The organism is Pikeienuella piscinae, assembly GCF_011044155.1.
Lineage (GTDB): Bacteria > Pseudomonadota > Alphaproteobacteria > Rhodobacterales > Rhodobacteraceae > Pikeienuella > Pikeienuella piscinae.
Genome location: NZ_CP049056.1, coordinates 485,936 through 502,993 on the forward strand (window position 1 = coordinate 485,936; position 17,058 = coordinate 502,993).

Annotated in this window: 13 protein-coding genes, 1 tRNA gene and 2 pseudogenes; 10 read left to right on the top strand and 6 right to left on the bottom strand. The window is 62.1% G+C overall.

Annotation, left to right across the window (positions count from 1 at the left end; all coding sequences use genetic code 11):
• Positions 1-22: 22 nt before the first annotated feature.
• Positions 23-1,471 (top strand): TrkH family potassium uptake protein, encoded by a 1,449-nt coding sequence (locus G5B40_RS02265; RefSeq protein ID WP_165103156.1) that lies wholly within the window; start codon positions 23-25, stop codon positions 1,469-1,471.
• A 1-nt stretch (position 1,472) separates the two neighbouring features.
• Positions 1,473-2,336, top strand: coding sequence for a DMT family transporter (locus G5B40_RS02270; RefSeq protein ID WP_165094490.1), 864 nt, complete (start codon positions 1,473-1,475; stop codon positions 2,334-2,336).
• A gap of 3 nt (positions 2,337-2,339) precedes the next feature.
• Here G5B40_RS02270 and mtaB read toward each other — a convergent pair whose 3' ends face one another.
• Positions 2,340-3,632 carry a tRNA (N(6)-L-threonylcarbamoyladenosine(37)-C(2))-methylthiotransferase MtaB gene (gene mtaB / locus G5B40_RS02275; protein WP_165094493.1) on the bottom strand — a complete coding sequence of 431 codons (1,293 nt, stop codon included), beginning with the start codon at positions 3,630-3,632 and terminating at the stop codon, positions 2,340-2,342.
• On the bottom strand, positions 3,629-4,471 hold the full coding sequence (gene dapF, locus G5B40_RS02280; RefSeq protein ID WP_165094495.1) for a diaminopimelate epimerase: 843 nt from the start codon (positions 4,469-4,471) through the stop codon (positions 3,629-3,631). The genes mtaB and dapF overlap by 4 nt, the downstream gene beginning before the upstream one ends.
• A 345-nt stretch (positions 4,472-4,816) precedes the next feature.
• On the opposite strand from dapF, the gene G5B40_RS02285 reads away from it, so the two are divergent.
• Positions 4,817-4,891 (top strand) — tRNA-Lys (locus G5B40_RS02285).
• 1,252 nt (positions 4,892-6,143) lie between these two features.
• Positions 6,144-7,052 (top strand): hypothetical protein, encoded by a 909-nt coding sequence (locus G5B40_RS02290; protein ID WP_165094497.1) that lies wholly within the window; start codon positions 6,144-6,146, stop codon positions 7,050-7,052.
• Between the two features lie 201 nt (positions 7,053-7,253).
• Here G5B40_RS02290 and G5B40_RS02295 read toward each other — a convergent pair.
• From G5B40_RS02295 to G5B40_RS02305, 4 genes and pseudogenes are all read right to left on the bottom strand, one after another.
• Positions 7,254-7,571, bottom strand: a pseudogene (locus G5B40_RS02295) (integrase core domain-containing protein); the annotation flags it as partial.
• A 544-nt stretch (positions 7,572-8,115) separates the two neighbouring features.
• A pseudogene (locus G5B40_RS20920) lies at positions 8,116-8,220 on the bottom strand (ATP-binding protein); the annotation flags it as partial.
• A gap of 271 nt (positions 8,221-8,491) precedes the next feature.
• Positions 8,492-9,877, bottom strand: coding sequence for a dihydropyrimidinase (hydA, locus tag G5B40_RS02300; protein WP_165094500.1), 1,386 nt, complete (start codon positions 9,875-9,877; stop codon positions 8,492-8,494).
• Between the two features lie 14 nt (positions 9,878-9,891).
• A complete protein-coding gene (locus G5B40_RS02305; protein ID WP_211907394.1) occupies positions 9,892-11,082 on the bottom strand; it encodes a Zn-dependent hydrolase in 1,191 nt (396 codons plus the stop codon).
• Positions 11,083-11,464: 382 nt separating this feature from the next.
• Here G5B40_RS02305 and G5B40_RS02310 point away from each other — a divergent pair, with 382 nt between their 5' ends.
• From G5B40_RS02310 to G5B40_RS02335, 6 genes are read left to right on the top strand one after another with little or no spacing between them, the layout of a single operon-like run.
• Complete coding sequence (locus G5B40_RS02310; protein WP_165094506.1) at positions 11,465-12,670, top strand: ABC transporter substrate-binding protein; 1,206 nt, start codon at positions 11,465-11,467, stop codon at positions 12,668-12,670.
• 54 nt (positions 12,671-12,724) lie between these two features.
• Positions 12,725-13,585: a branched-chain amino acid ABC transporter permease gene (locus G5B40_RS02315; RefSeq protein WP_165094508.1), complete on the top strand. Its 861-nt coding sequence runs from the start codon at positions 12,725-12,727 to the stop codon at positions 13,583-13,585.
• 30 nt (positions 13,586-13,615) lie between these two features.
• The gene (locus tag G5B40_RS02320) at positions 13,616-14,602 is read left to right on the top strand and encodes a branched-chain amino acid ABC transporter permease (protein ID WP_165094510.1); all 987 of its coding nucleotides are present in this window, start codon (positions 13,616-13,618) and stop codon (positions 14,600-14,602) included.
• A complete protein-coding gene (locus G5B40_RS02325) occupies positions 14,599-15,375 on the top strand; it encodes an ABC transporter ATP-binding protein (protein ID WP_165094513.1) in 777 nt (258 codons plus the stop codon). The genes G5B40_RS02320 and G5B40_RS02325 overlap by 4 nt, the downstream gene beginning before the upstream one ends.
• 26 nt (positions 15,376-15,401) lie before the next feature.
• A complete protein-coding gene (locus tag G5B40_RS02330) occupies positions 15,402-16,091 on the top strand; it encodes an ABC transporter ATP-binding protein (RefSeq protein ID WP_165103159.1) in 690 nt (229 codons plus the stop codon).
• 29 nt (positions 16,092-16,120) lie between these two features.
• On the top strand, positions 16,121-17,041 hold the full coding sequence (locus G5B40_RS02335; RefSeq protein ID WP_165094516.1) for an N-carbamoyl-D-amino-acid hydrolase: 921 nt from the start codon (positions 16,121-16,123) through the stop codon (positions 17,039-17,041).
• Positions 17,042-17,058: the final 17 nt, after the last annotated feature.

Genomic DNA, 17,058 nt, shown 5'->3' on the forward strand with positions numbered 1-17,058 from the left:
AGCCGTGGCCAACGGTCTGGCGATGCTGGACCCGCGCCCCGTATTCTACGTGATCGGCCTTCTCGTCCTCGGATTGGGGGCGGCGATGGCGGCGCCGGCGGTGGTGGAGGTCGCATACGGAAGCGAGGACTGGCGGGTTTTCGCGCTCTCCGGGGCCATCACGATATTTTTCGGCGGTGCGATGACCGGGGCCTGCCGCGAGCAGCGGAGTGCGGGACTCTCGCTTCAGCAGAGCTTCCTTCTGACCACGTCCGCGTGGTTGGCGTTGCCGATCTTCGGCGCTCTCCCCTTCATGCTGGGCGAGCCGAATGCGCGTTTCGTCGACGCGTTCTTCGAGGCCATGAGCGGGATAACCACGACCGGGTCGAGCGTTTTCACCGGACTCGAGACGCTGCCGAAGGGCGTGCTGCTCTGGCGCGGTATGTTGCAATGGTTCGGCGGCATCGGCTTTCTCGTCTTCGCGATGGTCTTTCTGCCGACGATGCGGGTTGGCGGGATGCAGTTCTTCAAGTCGGAGGCGTTCGACACGCTCGGCAAGATTTTGCCGCGGGCGGTGGAGATCGCGCAGTCGATCGGCTGGATCTATCTTGTGCTCACCGGACTTTGCATGTTCGCCTACGCGGCGGTCGGCATGTCCGCGTTTGACGCCACGGTGCATGCGATGACCACGATCGCAACCGGCGGATTCTCGAACAACGACGCCTCCTTCGGGGCCTACGCGCCCGGCGCCGAATATGTCGGCTCGTTCTTCATGCTGCTCGCCGCGCTGCCCTTTGTCCGTTTCGTGCAACTCGCCGCAGGGTCGGCGCGCCCGCTATTCGTCGATCCCCAGGTCAAGGCGTTCCTGTGCCTCGTCGCGGTGGTCGCCGGGGTTCTGACGCTTTTCCTTGTGATCGAAGCCGGCGGATTCAGGGAATCGAACCTGCGTGAAGCGCTCTTCAATGCGGTTTCGATTCTCACCGGGACCGGCTACGCCAGCGTCGATTATCAGAACTGGGGCGCCTTCCCGGTGACGGTGATTTTCATCCTCGGCTTTATCGGCGGTTGTTCGGGTTCAACCTCCTGTTCGATCAAGATATTCCGCTTCCAGATTCTCGCCGCCGCGCTGACGACGCAGATTCGGCTGCTCCATTCGCCGAACGGCGTCTTCACACCGCGATATGCCGGTCGACCCGTGCCGGAAGACGTGATCACTTCGGTAATGAGCTTTCTCTTTTTCTTTCTTCTCTCTTTCGGAGCTCTCGCGATCACGCTCTCCATGATCGGCCTCGAGCCGATCACCGCGATTTCCGGCGCGGCCTCGGCGATCGCCAATATTGGCCCGGGGTTAGGGCCGGAGATCGGGCCAGCGGGGAATTTCGCCGGCCTTCCCGACAGTGCCAAATGGGTGCTCTCTTTCGCGATGCTTCTCGGCCGGCTGGAGCTGCTGACGGTTCTCGTTCTTTTCACCTCCGCGTTCTGGCGAGGCTGAGATGCGGCCCGCTACTACGGCGCTTGTCTACATGACGCTGAGCGCGCTGCTGATCCCGGTCGGCGACGCGTTCGCCAAGGAGATCTCGCGCGTCTCCTCGATCGAACCGCAGGTGATCGCGTTCACGCGTTTCTTCATCGGCGCGGCGGTTTTCGTTCCGCTCGCTATGGCGTCGCGCGGCATCCCGGCGCTGACGCCCCGTTTCGTCGGCGCGCAACTCCTGCGCGGCGTATTCGTGGCGGGGGGCATATTCTCGATGGTGACGGCAGTGTCGCACGCGCCGCTCGCGGATGTTTTTGGGGCATTTTTCATCGCACCGGCGATCGCCACGCTGCTCGCCGCCACGATCCTGAAGGAACGCGTGACGCGGCTCGACATTATCTCACTCACGCTCGGGCTCATCGGGGTGCTCATGGTCGCGCGGCCGGGCGCGGCGATGAATGTCGGGCTGCTCTGGGCGCTCGGCGGCGGCGCCCTTTACGGCTGTTTCAACGCCGCGACCCGATGGAGCGCGGCGTTCGCGCCGCCGCTGGCGCAAATTGCCGGACAGCTTCTGTTCGGCGCGCTCTTCACCCTGCCTTTCGCGGTCGCCGGGTTTCAGAGCGTGGCTGAGGCGCCATTTTTTCTGATCGGCTCCGGGCTTGCTTCGGCGGCGGCCAATTTCTGTCTGGTCATGGCCTATGCGCGAGAACGCGCAGCGGTTCTCTCTCCGTTGATATATCTCCAACTGCCGAGCGCGGCGCTGATCGGCTTCGCCGCCTTCGGCGATCTGCCCGACGCGCTCGCCGCCGCCGGCCTGGCGTTGATCGTTCTGGCGGGACTCGGTCTGCGGCTGATCGCCAGGCTCCGCGCTCACGCGTCCTGAGAGTCAGAGCGGCGTGCCGACCAGCCGCTCGGCCGAGACCCCGGTGATGCGTGCGCGAATGACTGCGCCGACGGGCCGGTCCGTTGAGAGTTCGACTTCGGCGAAGCCCTCGGTGCGGCCGCGTCGCCCGGATTCCATGAGAATCGCGCGTTCACCGCCGACTTCGTCGGCGAGATATGCGGAAACTTGCGCTGCCCCTGCGGCGCGCAGGCGCGCCGCGCGTTCGCGAATGACCGGGCCGGAAACCTGCGGCATCCGGGCGGCGGGCGTCCCCTTGCGCTTCGAATAGGGAAAGACATGCAGCCAGGTCAGCCCGCACTCCCCGATGAGCCGGAGCGAATTCTCGAACATCGCCTCGGTCTCCGTCGGAAAGCCCGCGATGATGTCGGCGCCGTAGACGATGTCCGGGCGAGCGGCGCGCATATCGGCGCAAAAGCGGATCGCGTCATCCCGAAGGTGCCGCCGCTTCATCCGCTTCAGGATCATGTCGTCGCCGGCCTGAAGCGAGAGATGGAGATGCGGCATCACCCGCGCTTCCGATCTTATCGCATCGATCAGCGCCGGGTCGGCTTCGATGCTGTCGATAGATGAGATGCGCAGTCGGTCGAGGTCGGGAACCAGCTTCAATATCCTCTGCACCAGATCACCGAGTCGCGGCGCGCCGGGCAGGTCGGCGCCCCACGAAGTCATGTCGACCCCGGTCAGCACTACTTCCGCATAGCCGCGCTCGACCAGCCGGCGGATCTGCTCGACCACCACACCGGCGGGGACGGAGCGGGAATCGCCGCGCCCGTAGGGGATGATGCAGAAAGTGCAGCGATGGTCGCAGCCGTTCTGCACCTGGACATAGGCGCGGGCGCGGGCGCCGAAGCCGTCGATGAGATGACCGGCGGTCTCTCTCACCGCCATGATGTCGTCGACGATGATCTTCTCGGTCGGCGGACGGAAATCCGGCGCGGCGAGGCGTGTCCAGCTTTCGCGGCGCATCTTCTCGCCATTGCCGAGCACGAGATCGACCTCCGGCATCGCGGCGAAGGTCTCAGGCTCGACCTGCGCGGCGCAGCCGGTGACGACGATGCGGGCTTGCGGATGATCGCGGCGGAGCCGGCGGATGCGCTGGCGCGCCTGACGCACCGCCTCCGCCGTCACCGCGCATGTGTTGACGACGACCGCGCCGTCCAGCCCGGCCTCCGCGGCCAACCCCTTCATCGCTTCGGTCTCATAGGCGTTGAGCCGACAGCCGAAGGTTTCGAAGACCGGGGGCGCGGCGGGGTAGGGCGGGGTGGGCGCGTTCATCGCGCTGCGGCCAGAAAGCCGGGCGTGAATACGCCCTCGAACACATTCATGACCGGCCCGGTCATCAGGACGCCGCCACCCTCGGGCCATTCGACTTCGATCTCGCCGCCATCGAGGATCAGCGTCGCGCGCCGGTCCATCAACCCGCGCCTTACGGCGTTGACCAGCACCGCGCAGGATGAAGAGCCGGAGGCGAGCGTGACGCCGACCCCTCGCTCCCAGACCCTGACCCGCGCCCGGTTGCGGTCGAGCACCTGAACGAACTGAACGTTGGTCCGCTCGGGAAAAAGCGGGTCGTACTCCACTTCCGGCCCGCGCGTGGACAGCGTCGGCGCGTCTGCGTCGTCGACGAAGAACGTGCAATGCGGGTTGCCCATCGAACAGGCGGCCGGTCCGCCCGCAAGCGGCAGCCGATCGGTGTCGACCGCGCGGGCAAGCGGCACGTCCCGCCAACTGATGAGCGGCGCCCCCATATCCACTCGCACGCGCCCGTCGGCGAGCAGAGCGCAGGCGAGTATCCCGCGCTCGGTCCGCAGCGTGAGCCGGTCGCGCCCGGACTCCGTCATCAGCCGCGACGCGACGCAGCGCGTGGCGTTGCCGCAGGCGCCTGCGGTCGAGCCGTCCGCGTTCCAGAAGACCAGCCGCGCGTCAGATTCGTCATCGCTGAGGATCACCGCAAGTTGGTCGAATCCAACCCCGCGATGGCGATCGGCGATCGCCTCCGCGAGCATGGCGTTCATCGGGTCGGCGCGCCCCCGCGCGTCGATCACGACAAAATCGTTGCCAAGTCCGTGCATCTTTCCAAATGCGAGGGCGGCCGGATGTTCGTCTGCTTTCATCGGCGGCTATATAAAGCCGCGCTCGCCCCGACGCCAGCGCGACGGAATCGCCTCGCGCGCCCGCTCTCGAGCGCCGCGCCTGCCTGGTTTTCCTCATTCCGCGCGACTGATCCGACAGTGAACATACGTGTTCCGGCGGCGCGAAGCTCAATATGACGCATTCGGAACGGGCCATTATTCCGCCTTGACCCATCACCGCCGCGTCCATAGGTTCCGGCCCGCAGAGCGCCCCCGGCCACGGCCATGGGCGGTTGGCGAGTCCGGGTTCGCGCCCGAGGCGCATGTCGAATTGGCGGAGTCGGTTTGCGACCCGCGCATGCGTTTCTGATGCGGCGTGACCCGTACGGGCGGGTAGCTCAGTGGTAGAGCAGCTGACTTTTAATCAGCTGGTCGTGGGTTCGATCCCCACCCCGCTCACCAACAAAATCAGCAAGTTAAGGAATATGGGCAAATCGGCAATGTCGTCCGTCCAACACCCGTCCAACACGGCGCGGAATTTCGGGACGATTTATCCGCCCCGATTAGTCGCCGCGCCATGCCGGGCGCTGGGCTTCGCTAGCCCCCTATTCCGCTGATTCGACCCGTTCGAAGATTGTCCAGGAGGCTGGTGTTCCAGTAGGGTGCCGGACGCAGCCAAGTCGGTCTCCGAAATGACGGATTTGCTCGTTCACCCCGAACCGCCGCCGGATTTCGGCTGCGCTGATCAGGCTTATGCGCCCGCACGCCATGCAACAGGCGTGAAGGTAATCGCGCGGCTGAATGTCGCCGACGCGCATCGACCACGCCGCACCGCGAGATACTTTTTCGTATCGAAGAATGTTCCCTCTACATTCCAATGTATGGAGGGCGCAAATGGGATTCGCAATGGCGACGGCGGTACGTCCGATCGGCGGCACGATGGAGCGGCCCCAAAAATGGCCCGTCTCACGTCCTTGATCAGAGAAACCATGAATTATTCACAGTGACGCCCCACGCGTATTGCGCAGAAAAGCGCAACGATAGAGGCTATCTTATTGTAAAAAAACAGGAAAACATTCCCATTCTCCCTCCGTCCGCGCGAAGCTCGCAACCGTCTGCATCGACTGCAAGAACCGCATCCGGTCGTGCGTCGTGTCCCGGCCCAAATAGGCCTATTTTCGAGCCATTCGCGCGAACGGGATTCGATGCGAAGCCCTTGGGAAGCCAACTACTTTTCTAGCTAACTTGTCGAAGCGTCAAATGCTGGTTGAACGGCAGCGCGCAACACCTCTAAACCTTCCTACTTTAGAGCGAGCACGATATTGCCGAGGCGAATTGCCCATGCGGCCTCAATGTTTGGCAACGTCCACCCAACGCTGCCCGTCGGGTGTTCGCGCGCCCGCGGAAAGGACGCACCGCGACTTGCAACGGGCTTTGTTTTTTTGGCCGCTGGCGCTTGGCATGGGGAGCGTGGCCGGGGTTGCGAGCCAGCATATCAAGCATCAATTCCGCATCGGGAATTTCACTCCAACTCACGCGCGCGCGCGTATGCTTTCACAATGCTTCGTGTCGTGGCACAGCGCCGCGATAATCAACCGGGGAGCGTGGCCCGCCCTTGGAGCCGAAAATCGCTTGGAGCAAGCCGTCCGCAGGCGCTACCGTGCATGCACACAAGACGACTTGTGAATGTGCGGGTTGATGGGGTCACGATAGAATGGATATGCCAAGGTCATACCGTGGGCTAACGGATGGATCGGGAAAAAAAATATCGGTGCTGCACCGCTGCGGCCCGGACAAGGTGCGGCATGCGCCCTTCCATCACATTGTGAGAGAAGAACTCTTTGACGCCGACCTTTATAGGCGACTTAGCGAGAGCTTTCCTGCGGACGAGATTTTCCTAGATCAGCTGTCCGTGATCAGAAGCAATCAGGCGATACGTATCGCCGCCGCTGATGTCATCGGCAATCGGTCTTTCTCACCTGAATGGCGAGATTTCTTTGAGTATCATACCTCGGAGGCCTTCTGGCGCGATATCGTCAACGTATTTGGCGACGGCATTCGGGAGGTCTATCCTGATATCGAGGCGAAGGCGGGCAGGCCGATTTCTGATTGGCGCGTCAAGTCTCGCGCCGCCGGTTCGCCGGCGGAGGTGAGTCTGGACCTGCTCTTTGTCATCAACACGCCCGTGACTACGCCAAGTTCGGTTCGGCCCGCTCACGTAGACCGGCGCAACAAGATTTTCAGCGGCTTGTTTTACATGAAGAAGGACGGCGACCCCACTCCAGGCGGCGATTTGGCGCTGAGCCGGTTCAAGACAGGCAAACGCGGCTTCGGCGGGCACTATGCTGAAGCTGAGGATATCGAACAAACGGACCTGATCGCCTATGGTTCGAACAAGTTCGTCGGCTTCATCAATTCTCCGGAAAGCATTCATGGCGTCACACCACGCCCGGCGACGGATTGGACACGACGTTACATCAATTTCGTTGTGGAGACTCCGTTTGAGGCGTTCGAGCTACCGCGCTTGCCAGTTTCTCGGCGGATCGCCGGATGGGTGAGGCGGAAGAAAGCGAAGTCGCCTGGTGTCGACGTGAAACTCGACGTCAAGGGACGCCGCGCTTAGACTCGTTTGTACAAGGAAGGGTTGGATCAATCAGTGCGCGACGCCGTGTCGCCAGCACTTCAGGTTGAACGGATGGCTTCGAAATAGTGCGATGGGTCAATGCGGCTCATGGGAAAGTCCAAGAATTGAATTGTAGAAGTTTAGACTTTATCGGACATTTGGCGTCCGGATGTCAGTCGGGTTCCACCTGTCGATCTGCGATCAGGCGGCGATCATTTTCTCCTTCGCTATTGGCGCTGCGTCAAGAAAGGTCTGCATCGGCGTTTTGCCGAAGCACCATCGTCCCTGATGCTCGCGCTCTTCGTTGTAGGTCCTGATCCAGGCGTCGAGATCGACCTGCAGTTCGTCGACCTCGCGGTAGATCTTTTTTCGGAACGCCACCCGGTAGAACTCGTCCAGGACTGTCTTGTGGAACCGCTCGACGATGCCGTTGGTTTGCGGGCTCCTGGTTTTCGTCCGCGAGTGGTCGATGTCCTCCACCGCCACGTAGAGCTCGTATTCGTGCCGCTCCGGGTTGCCGTCCTCGCGCGGGATGGCGTTGAGGATGGCGCGAGCGGGCGGGGGCAGGATAATCGCCTTCTCGCCCGTTTTGCTGTCAGGCCGGTTCGCGCGCCCTGCCTCGAAGTCGATCCACTCCCAACGAAGCCCAAGGATTTCACTCTTGCGCGCGCCTGTCAGGACAAGAAGCCGTATCGCCGCCACGGCCGAGGGAATTACCTGAATGCGCCGGGCTTCGTCCCTAACTCCCTCTTTCGCGGGTAGCGTCAAGCAGCCATCACGCTCCACAATCCGCAGCACCTCGCCCAGCGCGGCCAGTTCCTTCGGGGAGAGGAATCGCTTGCGTTTCTTCTCGGCGAACTTGGAGACGTGTCGGACGGGGTTCGAACTGTCAGATCGCCAGCCCCAAACTTCCGCGAGATTAAACGCTGTCAATGGCGCCGGAAAAACCCGCCACTTGGGCGCCCGAATATCCAGCCGCAGCTGCATTCTGATCTCGCGGCATGCGCTGAGGGCGCGCTGACCGCAAGAGTCAGAGCGCGTCTGTGGTTGAGCCAGTCGGATGTCAGGTGGATTGGCGCGCCTGGCTTTGAGCGAGGCGATACGAGCGGCCGTTCATCTCGAGGATGTGGACGTGGTGGGTCAGGCGGTCGAGAAACGCGCCGGAAACGACGATATGGCGTGCATGGCGTCTACTGAGGCGCAACTGCGCTACGGAGTCATATCGACTGCCGGTCCAACAAGATGAACGCCCAAGATGGCTCGCCACCCGGGACGGCGATACGGCGGCATGTCGCCCGCTATCATTTCGTTCGCCGTCGCGCGGCTCCGGTTCGAGAGATCCGGAGCATGGCATGGAAGCGAACGGCCACGAGCGCATCGCTGCTCTTATGCCGTTTTCGGGACGCCCGCAGAGTTGAAGAGGATTTCAACGGATTCGGTCAGCCCTGGTTGCGAGGAACGTACCTGTCGCGCCGCAAGAACTCTCCATCGCCCGGGGAGCCTACATATTTACGATCCTCCACAATCACCTTCCCGCGTAGCAGCACGGTGCGCGGCATGCCCTTCACATGGCGGCCCTCATACGAGGAATAGTCCATCGCGTTGTTCATTTCGGATTGGGTGATGGTGAACTCCGCCTCGGGATCCCAGATCACGATATCGGCGTCAGAGCCGACCGCGATCGTTCCTTTTTTCGGAAACATGCCGAAGACCTGAGCAGGTCTCGTCGCCATGAGATCCACGAACTGCGTGAGCGACAGGCGGCCAGCGTTCACGCCCTGGTAAACCATCATCATGCGTTCCTCGACGCCGGGCGCGCCATTCGGAATCACGCGGAAGTCGTCGCGCCCCTTGATCTTGTGGTCCTTGAAGCTCCAGGAACAATGATCGGAGGAGACGGTTTCGAGCACGCGGTTGGCGAGCGCGTCCCAGAGGATCTCCTGATCCTCGACAGTGCGCGCCGGCGGCGTGAAGACGAATTTCGCCCCTTCGAAATCCGGGCGGTCAAGGTCGTCCTTGGTCAGGTAGAGGTACTGGGTGCAGGTCTCGGCGATCGCATCGACGCCTCGGCGTTTGGCGCGCATCAATTCGTCGAGCGACTCGCCGCAAGTCAGATGAACGATGTAGATGGAAGCGCCGACGATCTCCGCCAGCGCGATGGCGCGCGCCGTCGCTTCGGCCTCCACCCGCGGCGGGCGGCTGAGCGCGTGGTAATAGGGCGCGGTCTTGCCCTCGGAGACGAATTTGTCGCGCAGGTAGTCGGCGGCGTCGCCGTTCTCGGCATGAACCATGACCAACGCGCCGTGCTGCTTGGCTCTGTCGAGCGCCTTGAGAAGCGTGACGTCGTCCACCATGACGGCGCCACGATACGCCATGAATATCTTGAACGACGTGACGCCGCGCTCGGGCAAGGAGCCCAGCTCATCGAAAACCGCGTCGTTCAGGTCGACGATGATCATATGATAGCCGTAATCGATCGCGGCCTTGTTTTCGGCCTTGGCGTCCCAGTCTGCGATCGCGTCACCGAGGGTCTGACCTCGGCTCTGCGCGCAGAAGTCGACGATCGTGGTGGTGCCGCCACAGGCCGCGGCGATCGTCCCAGAGCCGAAATTGTCGGCGGAGGGCTGCTCGCCATCCTTGGAGTCGATATGCGTATGCACGTCCACGCCGCCTGGCATCACGTAACAACCGGCGGCGTCGATGGAGGGAATGTCAGCGGGCATTTCTCCGCCCAGTTGAACGATCCGGGAGCCCGCAACACCAACATTCGTCTTGGAGACTCCGCTCGAGGTAACCACCGTTCCGTTGCGAATTACGAGATCCATCAGACTGACTCCTATCAATATGCGAGGCGGTGAAGGCCGGCCGCGAGAACGCGAACGCCTTCGACGATGTCAGGGATCGAGGAGAACTCCTCGGGCGTGTGGCTGCGGCCGTCTTTTGAGCGCACGAAAATCATGCAAACCTTGGCGATCTCGGCCATCTGTTGGCTATCATGACCCGCTCCGCTCGGCATTGTCGTGAACGCAATTCCCTGATCCCGCGCGGCTTTCTCGAAGGTGGCGACGAGGCCCGGATCGGAAAGGCAAGGCGGGTGGTCGAGGGATTGCTCGATAACGATTTCGAGTCCGCGGCGTGCGGCCACTTCGCGCATTAGCGCATCGTGGCGGGCATAGAGAATGTCGCGCTGCGCCGGATCCGGATGCCGGGCGTCAACCGAGAACTGCACGGTATGCGGCACGATCGCCGGGAAGTTCGGTTCGGCGATGACGCGACCGACCGTCGTCACGGCGGGCCGACCCATCCTGTGGGCGGTGTTGACGACGCCGGCGGCGATTTCGGCGAAGCCGGCCATCGGATCGCGGCGCATATCCATCGGGAAGGCGCCGGCATGATTCGCCTCGCCGGTGAGCGTGACGCGGAGGTGCCGGATCCCCGTGATCGCGTCAACGACAGCCACCGGCAAGCCGGCTTGCTCGAGGATCGGACCCTGTTCGATGTGAAGTTCGATGAAGTCGCTGATGTCGTCCCGTCTTGCTTCGGCGATCAGCGCCGGGTCGAGCCCGACTTCGCGCATCGCATCGGCTATGGTTTCGTCTTCGTACCCTTTTGTCGCCACGGCGTCGCCAGGCGCGATGCGCCCGACGATGGCGCGGGAGCCCCAGAACTGGGCGGTCGGGAAGCGGCTGCCTTCCTCTTCGCAGAGCGCAACGGCCTCAAGAGTCCGTCGCGGCGGACCGAATTGGGCGGAAAGGGCGCGGATCGCGATCAGACCCGCGAGCGCTCCGAGTGCGCCGTCGTAGCGTCCGCCGGGCCGTTGGCTGTCGATATGGGAGCCGGATACGATGGAGGGGCCCGGCTCGGCGCCGCGAAGGCGGCCCCAGACATTTCCGACCGCATCCTTGTGGACTTCGAGACCCGCCTCCGCGCACCAGTCCGCATATTGTTTCGCGGCCGCGACCCATTCCGGTGAATAGACCGTGCGCCATACGCCCGTTGCACCCCATGCCCCGAAGCGCGCGAACTCCATTACGACGCGCTCAACGAACACAGGATCAATTTCCACGGATGTAGCGGATCGCATGCTCTTTTCCCCACCAATTTGTTCTGGGCTCGCGCGAAGATTGTCGACAGTTTTGGAAGTCGTCAACCCGCGAAACTCAAGGCTGAAGAACACGATGCTTCGCGCGCTACCGTCCGCGATTGCAGTTGAGGTCGGCTTCGCCAGCGCCGTGGTTCGCCCCCACCAGAATCAATCAGGAAAGGTTATTGTATGCATTCGATGCTAATTGAATTGTGATTGACACGAATGCGACTCGGCGGTCAGGATCGTTGCAACTGAGACATTTCGTTGCCCGACGGGGCGACGAATATCGACTTTATTCATGCTGCAATGGGGAAGGGAGTAACAAATGGTAACGACCAGCCGCCGCGCTATGCTCAAGGGAACGGGCGCCATAGCGATCGCAGGGGCGCTCGGCGCGCCAGCCTTGGTGCGGGCTCAGGACAAAACGCTCAGGATCGGCCACCTCGGGGTGATGAGCGGTCCGGAAGCTTCATGGGGACTCGTCAACAAGTACTCGGCGCTCGCAACCGCGGAAATGTACAACAAGCGCGGCGGCGTAGAGATCGACGGCGATCGCTATCGTGTCGAAATCGTTTCGGTCGACGACCGCAATGACCCGCGTCTTACAGTTTCGGGCGCGGAGCGGCTGATGGGCGAGGAAGGCTTGCGCTACGTCATCGGGCCGAACACGGACACCACCGCGACCTCGGTTCGGCCGATCGCCGAAAAGAACAACGCGATTTACATCCCCTACGCCTTCGATAAGGCGCTCTATTCGCCGCCGGCGGAGAATGCGATCCTCGGCATGATCGCCTCCTATCAGACCGCGCGGGCCATGTACCGGATTTTCTATGACCAGCGAGATGTGCGCCGCGTCGCCTATATCGCCCGCAACGATTCAGACGGCCTCTATCAGCGGGACGAGGGCGTCAAGGTCGCCAAGAAGGTCGGGTTCGAAATTGTCGCGCAAGATATCTACGAGCCGACCATCACCGATTTCTTCCCGGTGGTCGCCAACATCGTTTCGCTTGAGCCCGACGTGATCATCATGTCTGCGGTCGCGCCCGCGCACTGCCCGCAGATCATGCGAGCGGCGCGCGAGATGGGATATACAGGCCTCTTCAGCGCCGAGTCCGCTCAGGATATCAAGATCATCAACGAAATCGCGGGCGAATATGGCAACGGGCTCGTCTCCATCGGTGGCGCCTCGACCCCGGAAATCCGCAGCGAATACATGGATGAGTTTATCGAGCATTACATCGGCGTGGCGGGCGAATGGAACGATGAGGCCGGCACCAAGGCTTATGCGCTCGAAATTATCCTCGCGACGCTTCAGAAGACGGGCGCTGCGGGTATCGACGACATTTCGCTCTACAAGGCGGCGATCCCGGAGTTTTCGATGAAGAATCCGTTCCTCAAGGAAGACGCCACGGTAACCTATGTCGGGATGGACGACTTCGGGCAGTTGCGGCAGATCGGCGTTCCGATGGTGCTGACGGAAACCAAGGATGGTGAGTTCACCACCTTGGCGATCGCCGGCGTCGCTTCCTGATGACAATCCGGGGCGGGCTATAGCCCGCCCCAATCTTTCCCACCGGGGGTACGAATGGATCAGGTCCTCGTCAATGGGGCTATCCTTGCCGCGAGTTACGCGCTCATCGCGCTCGGCATTACGATCATCTTCAGCATAATGAACGTGTTGAACTTCGCTCACGGGCAGATGTTCATGCTAGGCGGATTGACGGTCTACTGGGTGATGACGGAGCTCGAACTGCCCTTCGCGGTGGGCCTGATCGCCGCAACAGTGGCCGTTGGCGCAATCGGCATGTTTTTTGAAGTGTTCTTCTTTCGACGAGTCATACGTAGCGCGACACGTGAAGAAAACACGATGCTGCTTGCGGTCGGAACGGCGCTCTTGCTTGAGAATATCGCGCTTTCGCTCTTCGGCGAAAAGCACCGAGGGATTCCGCCCGTCATCTCGGGCGTCCACCGGCTCGGCGACGCGTTTATTCCGAGCAACCGGCTGCTGGTCTTTGTGGTCTCGATCGCGCTCATCGCGCTCGTTCTGATCGTGGTCAATTACACCAAGACCGGTCGCGCGATGCGCGCGCTTGCGCAGGACCGGACCGCCACATTGCTCATGGGCGTCGACGCTCACCGCATCTCCATGATCGGTTTCGGTTTGGGCGCCGCGCTGGCGGGTGTCGCGGGCGCCTTGTTGATCTCCGTTTCCGGGATCAACGCGGGCATCGGCAACGCGATTTCGACGAAGGCCTTCGTCATGATCATGATCGGCGGCGCGGGCGTCGTCTCCGGCGCATTGCTGGGCGCCGTCGCGCTCGGTTTCATCGAAGCAATCGGCTACGCTTTCATCCCCGGGTCCGTGACGTATCTCCTGATCTTCACCGGCCTGATCCTCTTCCTGCTCATCCGCCCACAAGGGATCATGGGCAAACCCTGGGGCTGACTGCGCGCTATGACACTGGAGAACCGCTCGATGGCCGCAGCCAACGACGCCGTTGTGAACACGCTGGGCAACGCCAACAGGGCGGGGATCGCCAGATTTCTCGTCGTTTTCTTGCCGTTGGCCTTCATTCTTATCATTGCGGTGCCGTTCCTGTTCGCTGATCGGCCCTATTGGCTCAACGTGTTCACGACCGCCTCGGTGCTGTCCTTCGCCAGCCTTGGGGTGTGGGTGACCTTTTCGATAGGCCGGGTGAATATCGCCCAGGGCGCCTTCGCCTTGATCGGCGGCTATGTCGTTGGAATGCTGACCACGGTCGTCGGGCTTTCGTTCTGGGTCAGCCTGCCGCTCGCGGGCGCCACCGCGGCGTTGGTCGGTTTCCTGATCGGCTGGCCGCTGCTGCGGCTGAAGGGCATCTATTTCGCCATGGTGACGCTCAGCCTCACCGAGGCGGTGCGTCTGGCGTTTCTGAATTCCGCCTCGATCGGCGGGCCGCCCAGCATCACCAGCATTCCCAACCCTCCGGGTATAGGGTCGCCGATCGCGTTCTACCTGTTCGCCGCTGGTCTTCTTCTGGTCGGGTACGCCGCTGTCTGGCGGCTTCAGGCGAGCCGGCTCGGCGGGGTCTTCCGATCCATGCGCCAGAATGAAGAACTGGCCGCGTCGATCGGAATAGATATCGCGCGCTATCGTGTGATCGCCTTCACGATCTGCTGTTTCCTGGGGGGAATCGCCGGCGGCGTGTTTGCGAGCTTGCAGCAGAATGTCTTTCCGCAGAGCTATACGGCCGCCGACTCGATCTCGTTCATGCTCTATTGTTTCCTTGGTGGGCTTGAATTTGTGCTCGGTCCGATTGTCGGCACCTTCACGCTTGTCATCGCTTTCGAACTCCTGCGAGCGATCCAGGAATACCAGGCGCTGCTTTACGGTGTGCTGATGATCATCGTCATTCTCTTTCTGCCGAACGGCATTCTAAGTCTCGCGGCGATGGTCGGTAAGGTCTTCGGAGGTCGCAAGTGAGCCTCCTAACTGTCGAGGGACTGACCAAGAAGTTCGGCGGCCTCACTGCGGTCAACGACGTAAGCTTCGCCGTAGATGAAGGACGAATCTGTTCGGTGATAGGCCCGAACGGGGCCGGCAAGTCGACACTTTTCAAGCTGATCTCATCGTTCCTGAGTCCATCCGCGGGCCGGGTGATGTTCGACGGTAAGAAGGTGTCGGGGCTGAAACCGCATATCGTGGCCCGGATGGGCATAGTCCGGACGTTCCAGGAGACCACCGTTTTCAAGGAGATGACCGCGTTCGAGAACGTCGTCATCGCTCATCAGCTCGGACTGAACGCCGGCCCGTTCGGGATCTTCCTCGGAACGCGGACTGCTCATGAGGATGGGCTGCGGATCCGCGACAGCGCGGCCGAGATTCTTGACTATCTGGGGCTCGGCCGGGTGAAGGACGAATTGGCCGTCAATCTCCCTCACGGATATCTTCGTGCGCTCGGTATCGCCATCGCGATGGCGGCGCGCCCCAGGCTCCTGCTGCTCGACGAACCCTTCGCAGGCATGAATCCGGAGGAGACCGACCGAGCCGTGGAGATGGTCGACGGCATTCGAAAGCGTGGGATCACGGTGCTGCTGGTCGAACACGACATGCGCGCGGTCATGCGGATATCCGACTGGATCGTTGTGCTCAATTTCGGGTCGAAGATCGCTGAGGGCGACCCGGAGTCAATTCGGGCGGACGATGCGGTGATCGCCGCCTATCTTGGTGAAGACGACGAGGAGCTGGGGCATTGAGCACTCGTTATTTTCAGGCGCAGAACATGACCGTGTCATATGACAAGGTGATGGCGATCCGGGACGTATCGATCAGCTTCGACGAGGGTCAGATCATCTCGCTGATCGGCGCGAACGGCGCGGGAAAATCGACCACGCTGCGCGCAATCACAGGTTTGAAGCGCCTGGGAAGCGGAGAGATCTGGTACGAGGGCGAGCGGATTGATCATCTGCCGCCCGGAAAGATCGTCGAGCGCGGCATCGCCATGGTCCCGGAGGGGCGCAGAGTCTTCCCCTTCATGAGCGTGCGCGACAATCTGCTGATGGGCGCCTACATCCGCACGGACAAGGCCGGGATCGCCTCGGATCTGGAGCAGACCCTCAACCGTTTCCCGCGCCTGCGGGAGAGGTTGCGCCAGCACGCGGGAACGTTGTCGGGTGGCGAGCAGGAAATGCTCGTGATCGGTCGCGCCTTGATGACACGGCCCAAGCTTCTGTTGCTCGACGAGCCGTCGCTCGGCCTCGCGCCTCTCATCGTCCGCGACATCGCGCGCCTGATCCTCGAAATCAACCGCGAAGACGGCGTGAGTATCATACTTGTCGAACAGAATTCGCGGATGGCGCTCCGGGTCAGTCAGTACGGATACGTGCTCGAGACCGGGAGCATCGGCCTAGAGGGGCCTGCGAGCGACCTCATCGACAACGCCCATGTGCGGGCGCTCTATCTCGGCGGGTGACGGGCCCGCGTAACCGAAGGAAGTAAAGAATGACTAGGAAGCTCAACCTCGCTGTGGCGCAACTCGGCCCGATCGCGCGCGCGGAAACCCGCGAGCAGGTCGTCAAGCGTTTGCTGGCGATGTTGGAGGAAGCCGCGGGGCGAGGGGCGACCTTCGTGGTTTTCCCGGAGCTTGCGCTGACCACCTTCTTCCCGCGATGGTTCTTCGAAGATCAGGCAGAAGTGGACGCCTGGTTCGAAACGGAGATGCCGAACGCGGCCACGCAACCTCTGTTCACGCGCGCGGCGGAATTGAAGGTCGGGTTTAACCTCGGTTACGCGGAACTCGTCGAAGAGGATGGCTCCGTTCGTCACTTCAACACTTCGATCGTCGTCGACAGGGCGGGTAATATCGTCGGCAAGTACCGCAAGGTCCACTTGCCGGGCCACGCGGAATATGAACCCTACCGGCCCTGGCAGCACCTCGAGAAGAGATATTTCGAGCCGGGCAATCTCGGTTTCCCCGTCTTCGATGTCGACGACGCGAAGGTCGGAATGTTCATCTGCAATGATCGTCGCTGGCCGGAAACCTGGCGCGTCATGGGCCTGAAGGGCGCGGAATTGATTTGCGGGGGCTACAATACGCCGACCCATAATCCCCCGGTGCCGCAGCATGACCATCTGAACTCCTTCCATCACCTCCTCTCGATTCAGGCCGGCTCGTATCAGAACGGCGCCTGGGGCGCGGCGGCCGCAAAAGCCGGCATGGAGGAAGGCTCGATGCTGTTGGGGCACTCCTGCATCACCGCGCCTACTGGCGAGATCGTGGCGCTATCTTCAACGCTGGACGATGAGGTGATCACGGCGATGTGCGATCTCGACGCCTGTCAGCATATCCGGAACGAGATCTTCAACTTCCGCCGGCACCGGCAGCCGCAACATTACGGCCTTATATCGGAACTCTATGATTGAGCCCGGCGCCACGCGGA

Bases quoted from the DNA above. Each gene is read 5' to 3' on its own strand.
- G5B40_RS02265 (WP_165103156.1), top strand. From the start codon at position 23: ATGCTGGACCCGCGCCCCGTATTCTACGTGATCGGCCTTCTCGTCCTC.
- G5B40_RS02270 (WP_165094490.1), top strand. From the start codon at position 1,473: ATGCGGCCCGCTACTACGGCGCTTGTCTACATGACGCTGAGCGCGCTG.
- mtaB (WP_165094493.1), bottom strand. From the start codon at position 3,632: ATGAACGCGCCCACCCCGCCCTACCCCGCCGCGCCCCCGGTCTTCGAA.
- dapF (WP_165094495.1), bottom strand. From the start codon at position 4,471: ATGAAAGCAGACGAACATCCGGCCGCCCTCGCATTTGGAAAGATGCAC.
- G5B40_RS02290 (WP_165094497.1), top strand. From the start codon at position 6,144: ATGGATATGCCAAGGTCATACCGTGGGCTAACGGATGGATCGGGAAAA.
- hydA (WP_165094500.1), bottom strand. From the start codon at position 9,877: ATGGATCTCGTAATTCGCAACGGAACGGTGGTTACCTCGAGCGGAGTC.
- G5B40_RS02305 (WP_211907394.1), bottom strand. From the start codon at position 11,082: ATGGAGTTCGCGCGCTTCGGGGCATGGGGTGCAACGGGCGTATGGCGC.
- G5B40_RS02310 (WP_165094506.1), top strand. From the start codon at position 11,465: ATGGTAACGACCAGCCGCCGCGCTATGCTCAAGGGAACGGGCGCCATA.
- G5B40_RS02315 (WP_165094508.1), top strand. From the start codon at position 12,725: ATGGATCAGGTCCTCGTCAATGGGGCTATCCTTGCCGCGAGTTACGCG.
- G5B40_RS02320 (WP_165094510.1), top strand. From the start codon at position 13,616: ATGGCCGCAGCCAACGACGCCGTTGTGAACACGCTGGGCAACGCCAAC.
- G5B40_RS02330 (WP_165103159.1), top strand. From the start codon at position 15,402: ATGACCGTGTCATATGACAAGGTGATGGCGATCCGGGACGTATCGATC.
- G5B40_RS02335 (WP_165094516.1), top strand. From the start codon at position 16,121: ATGACTAGGAAGCTCAACCTCGCTGTGGCGCAACTCGGCCCGATCGCG.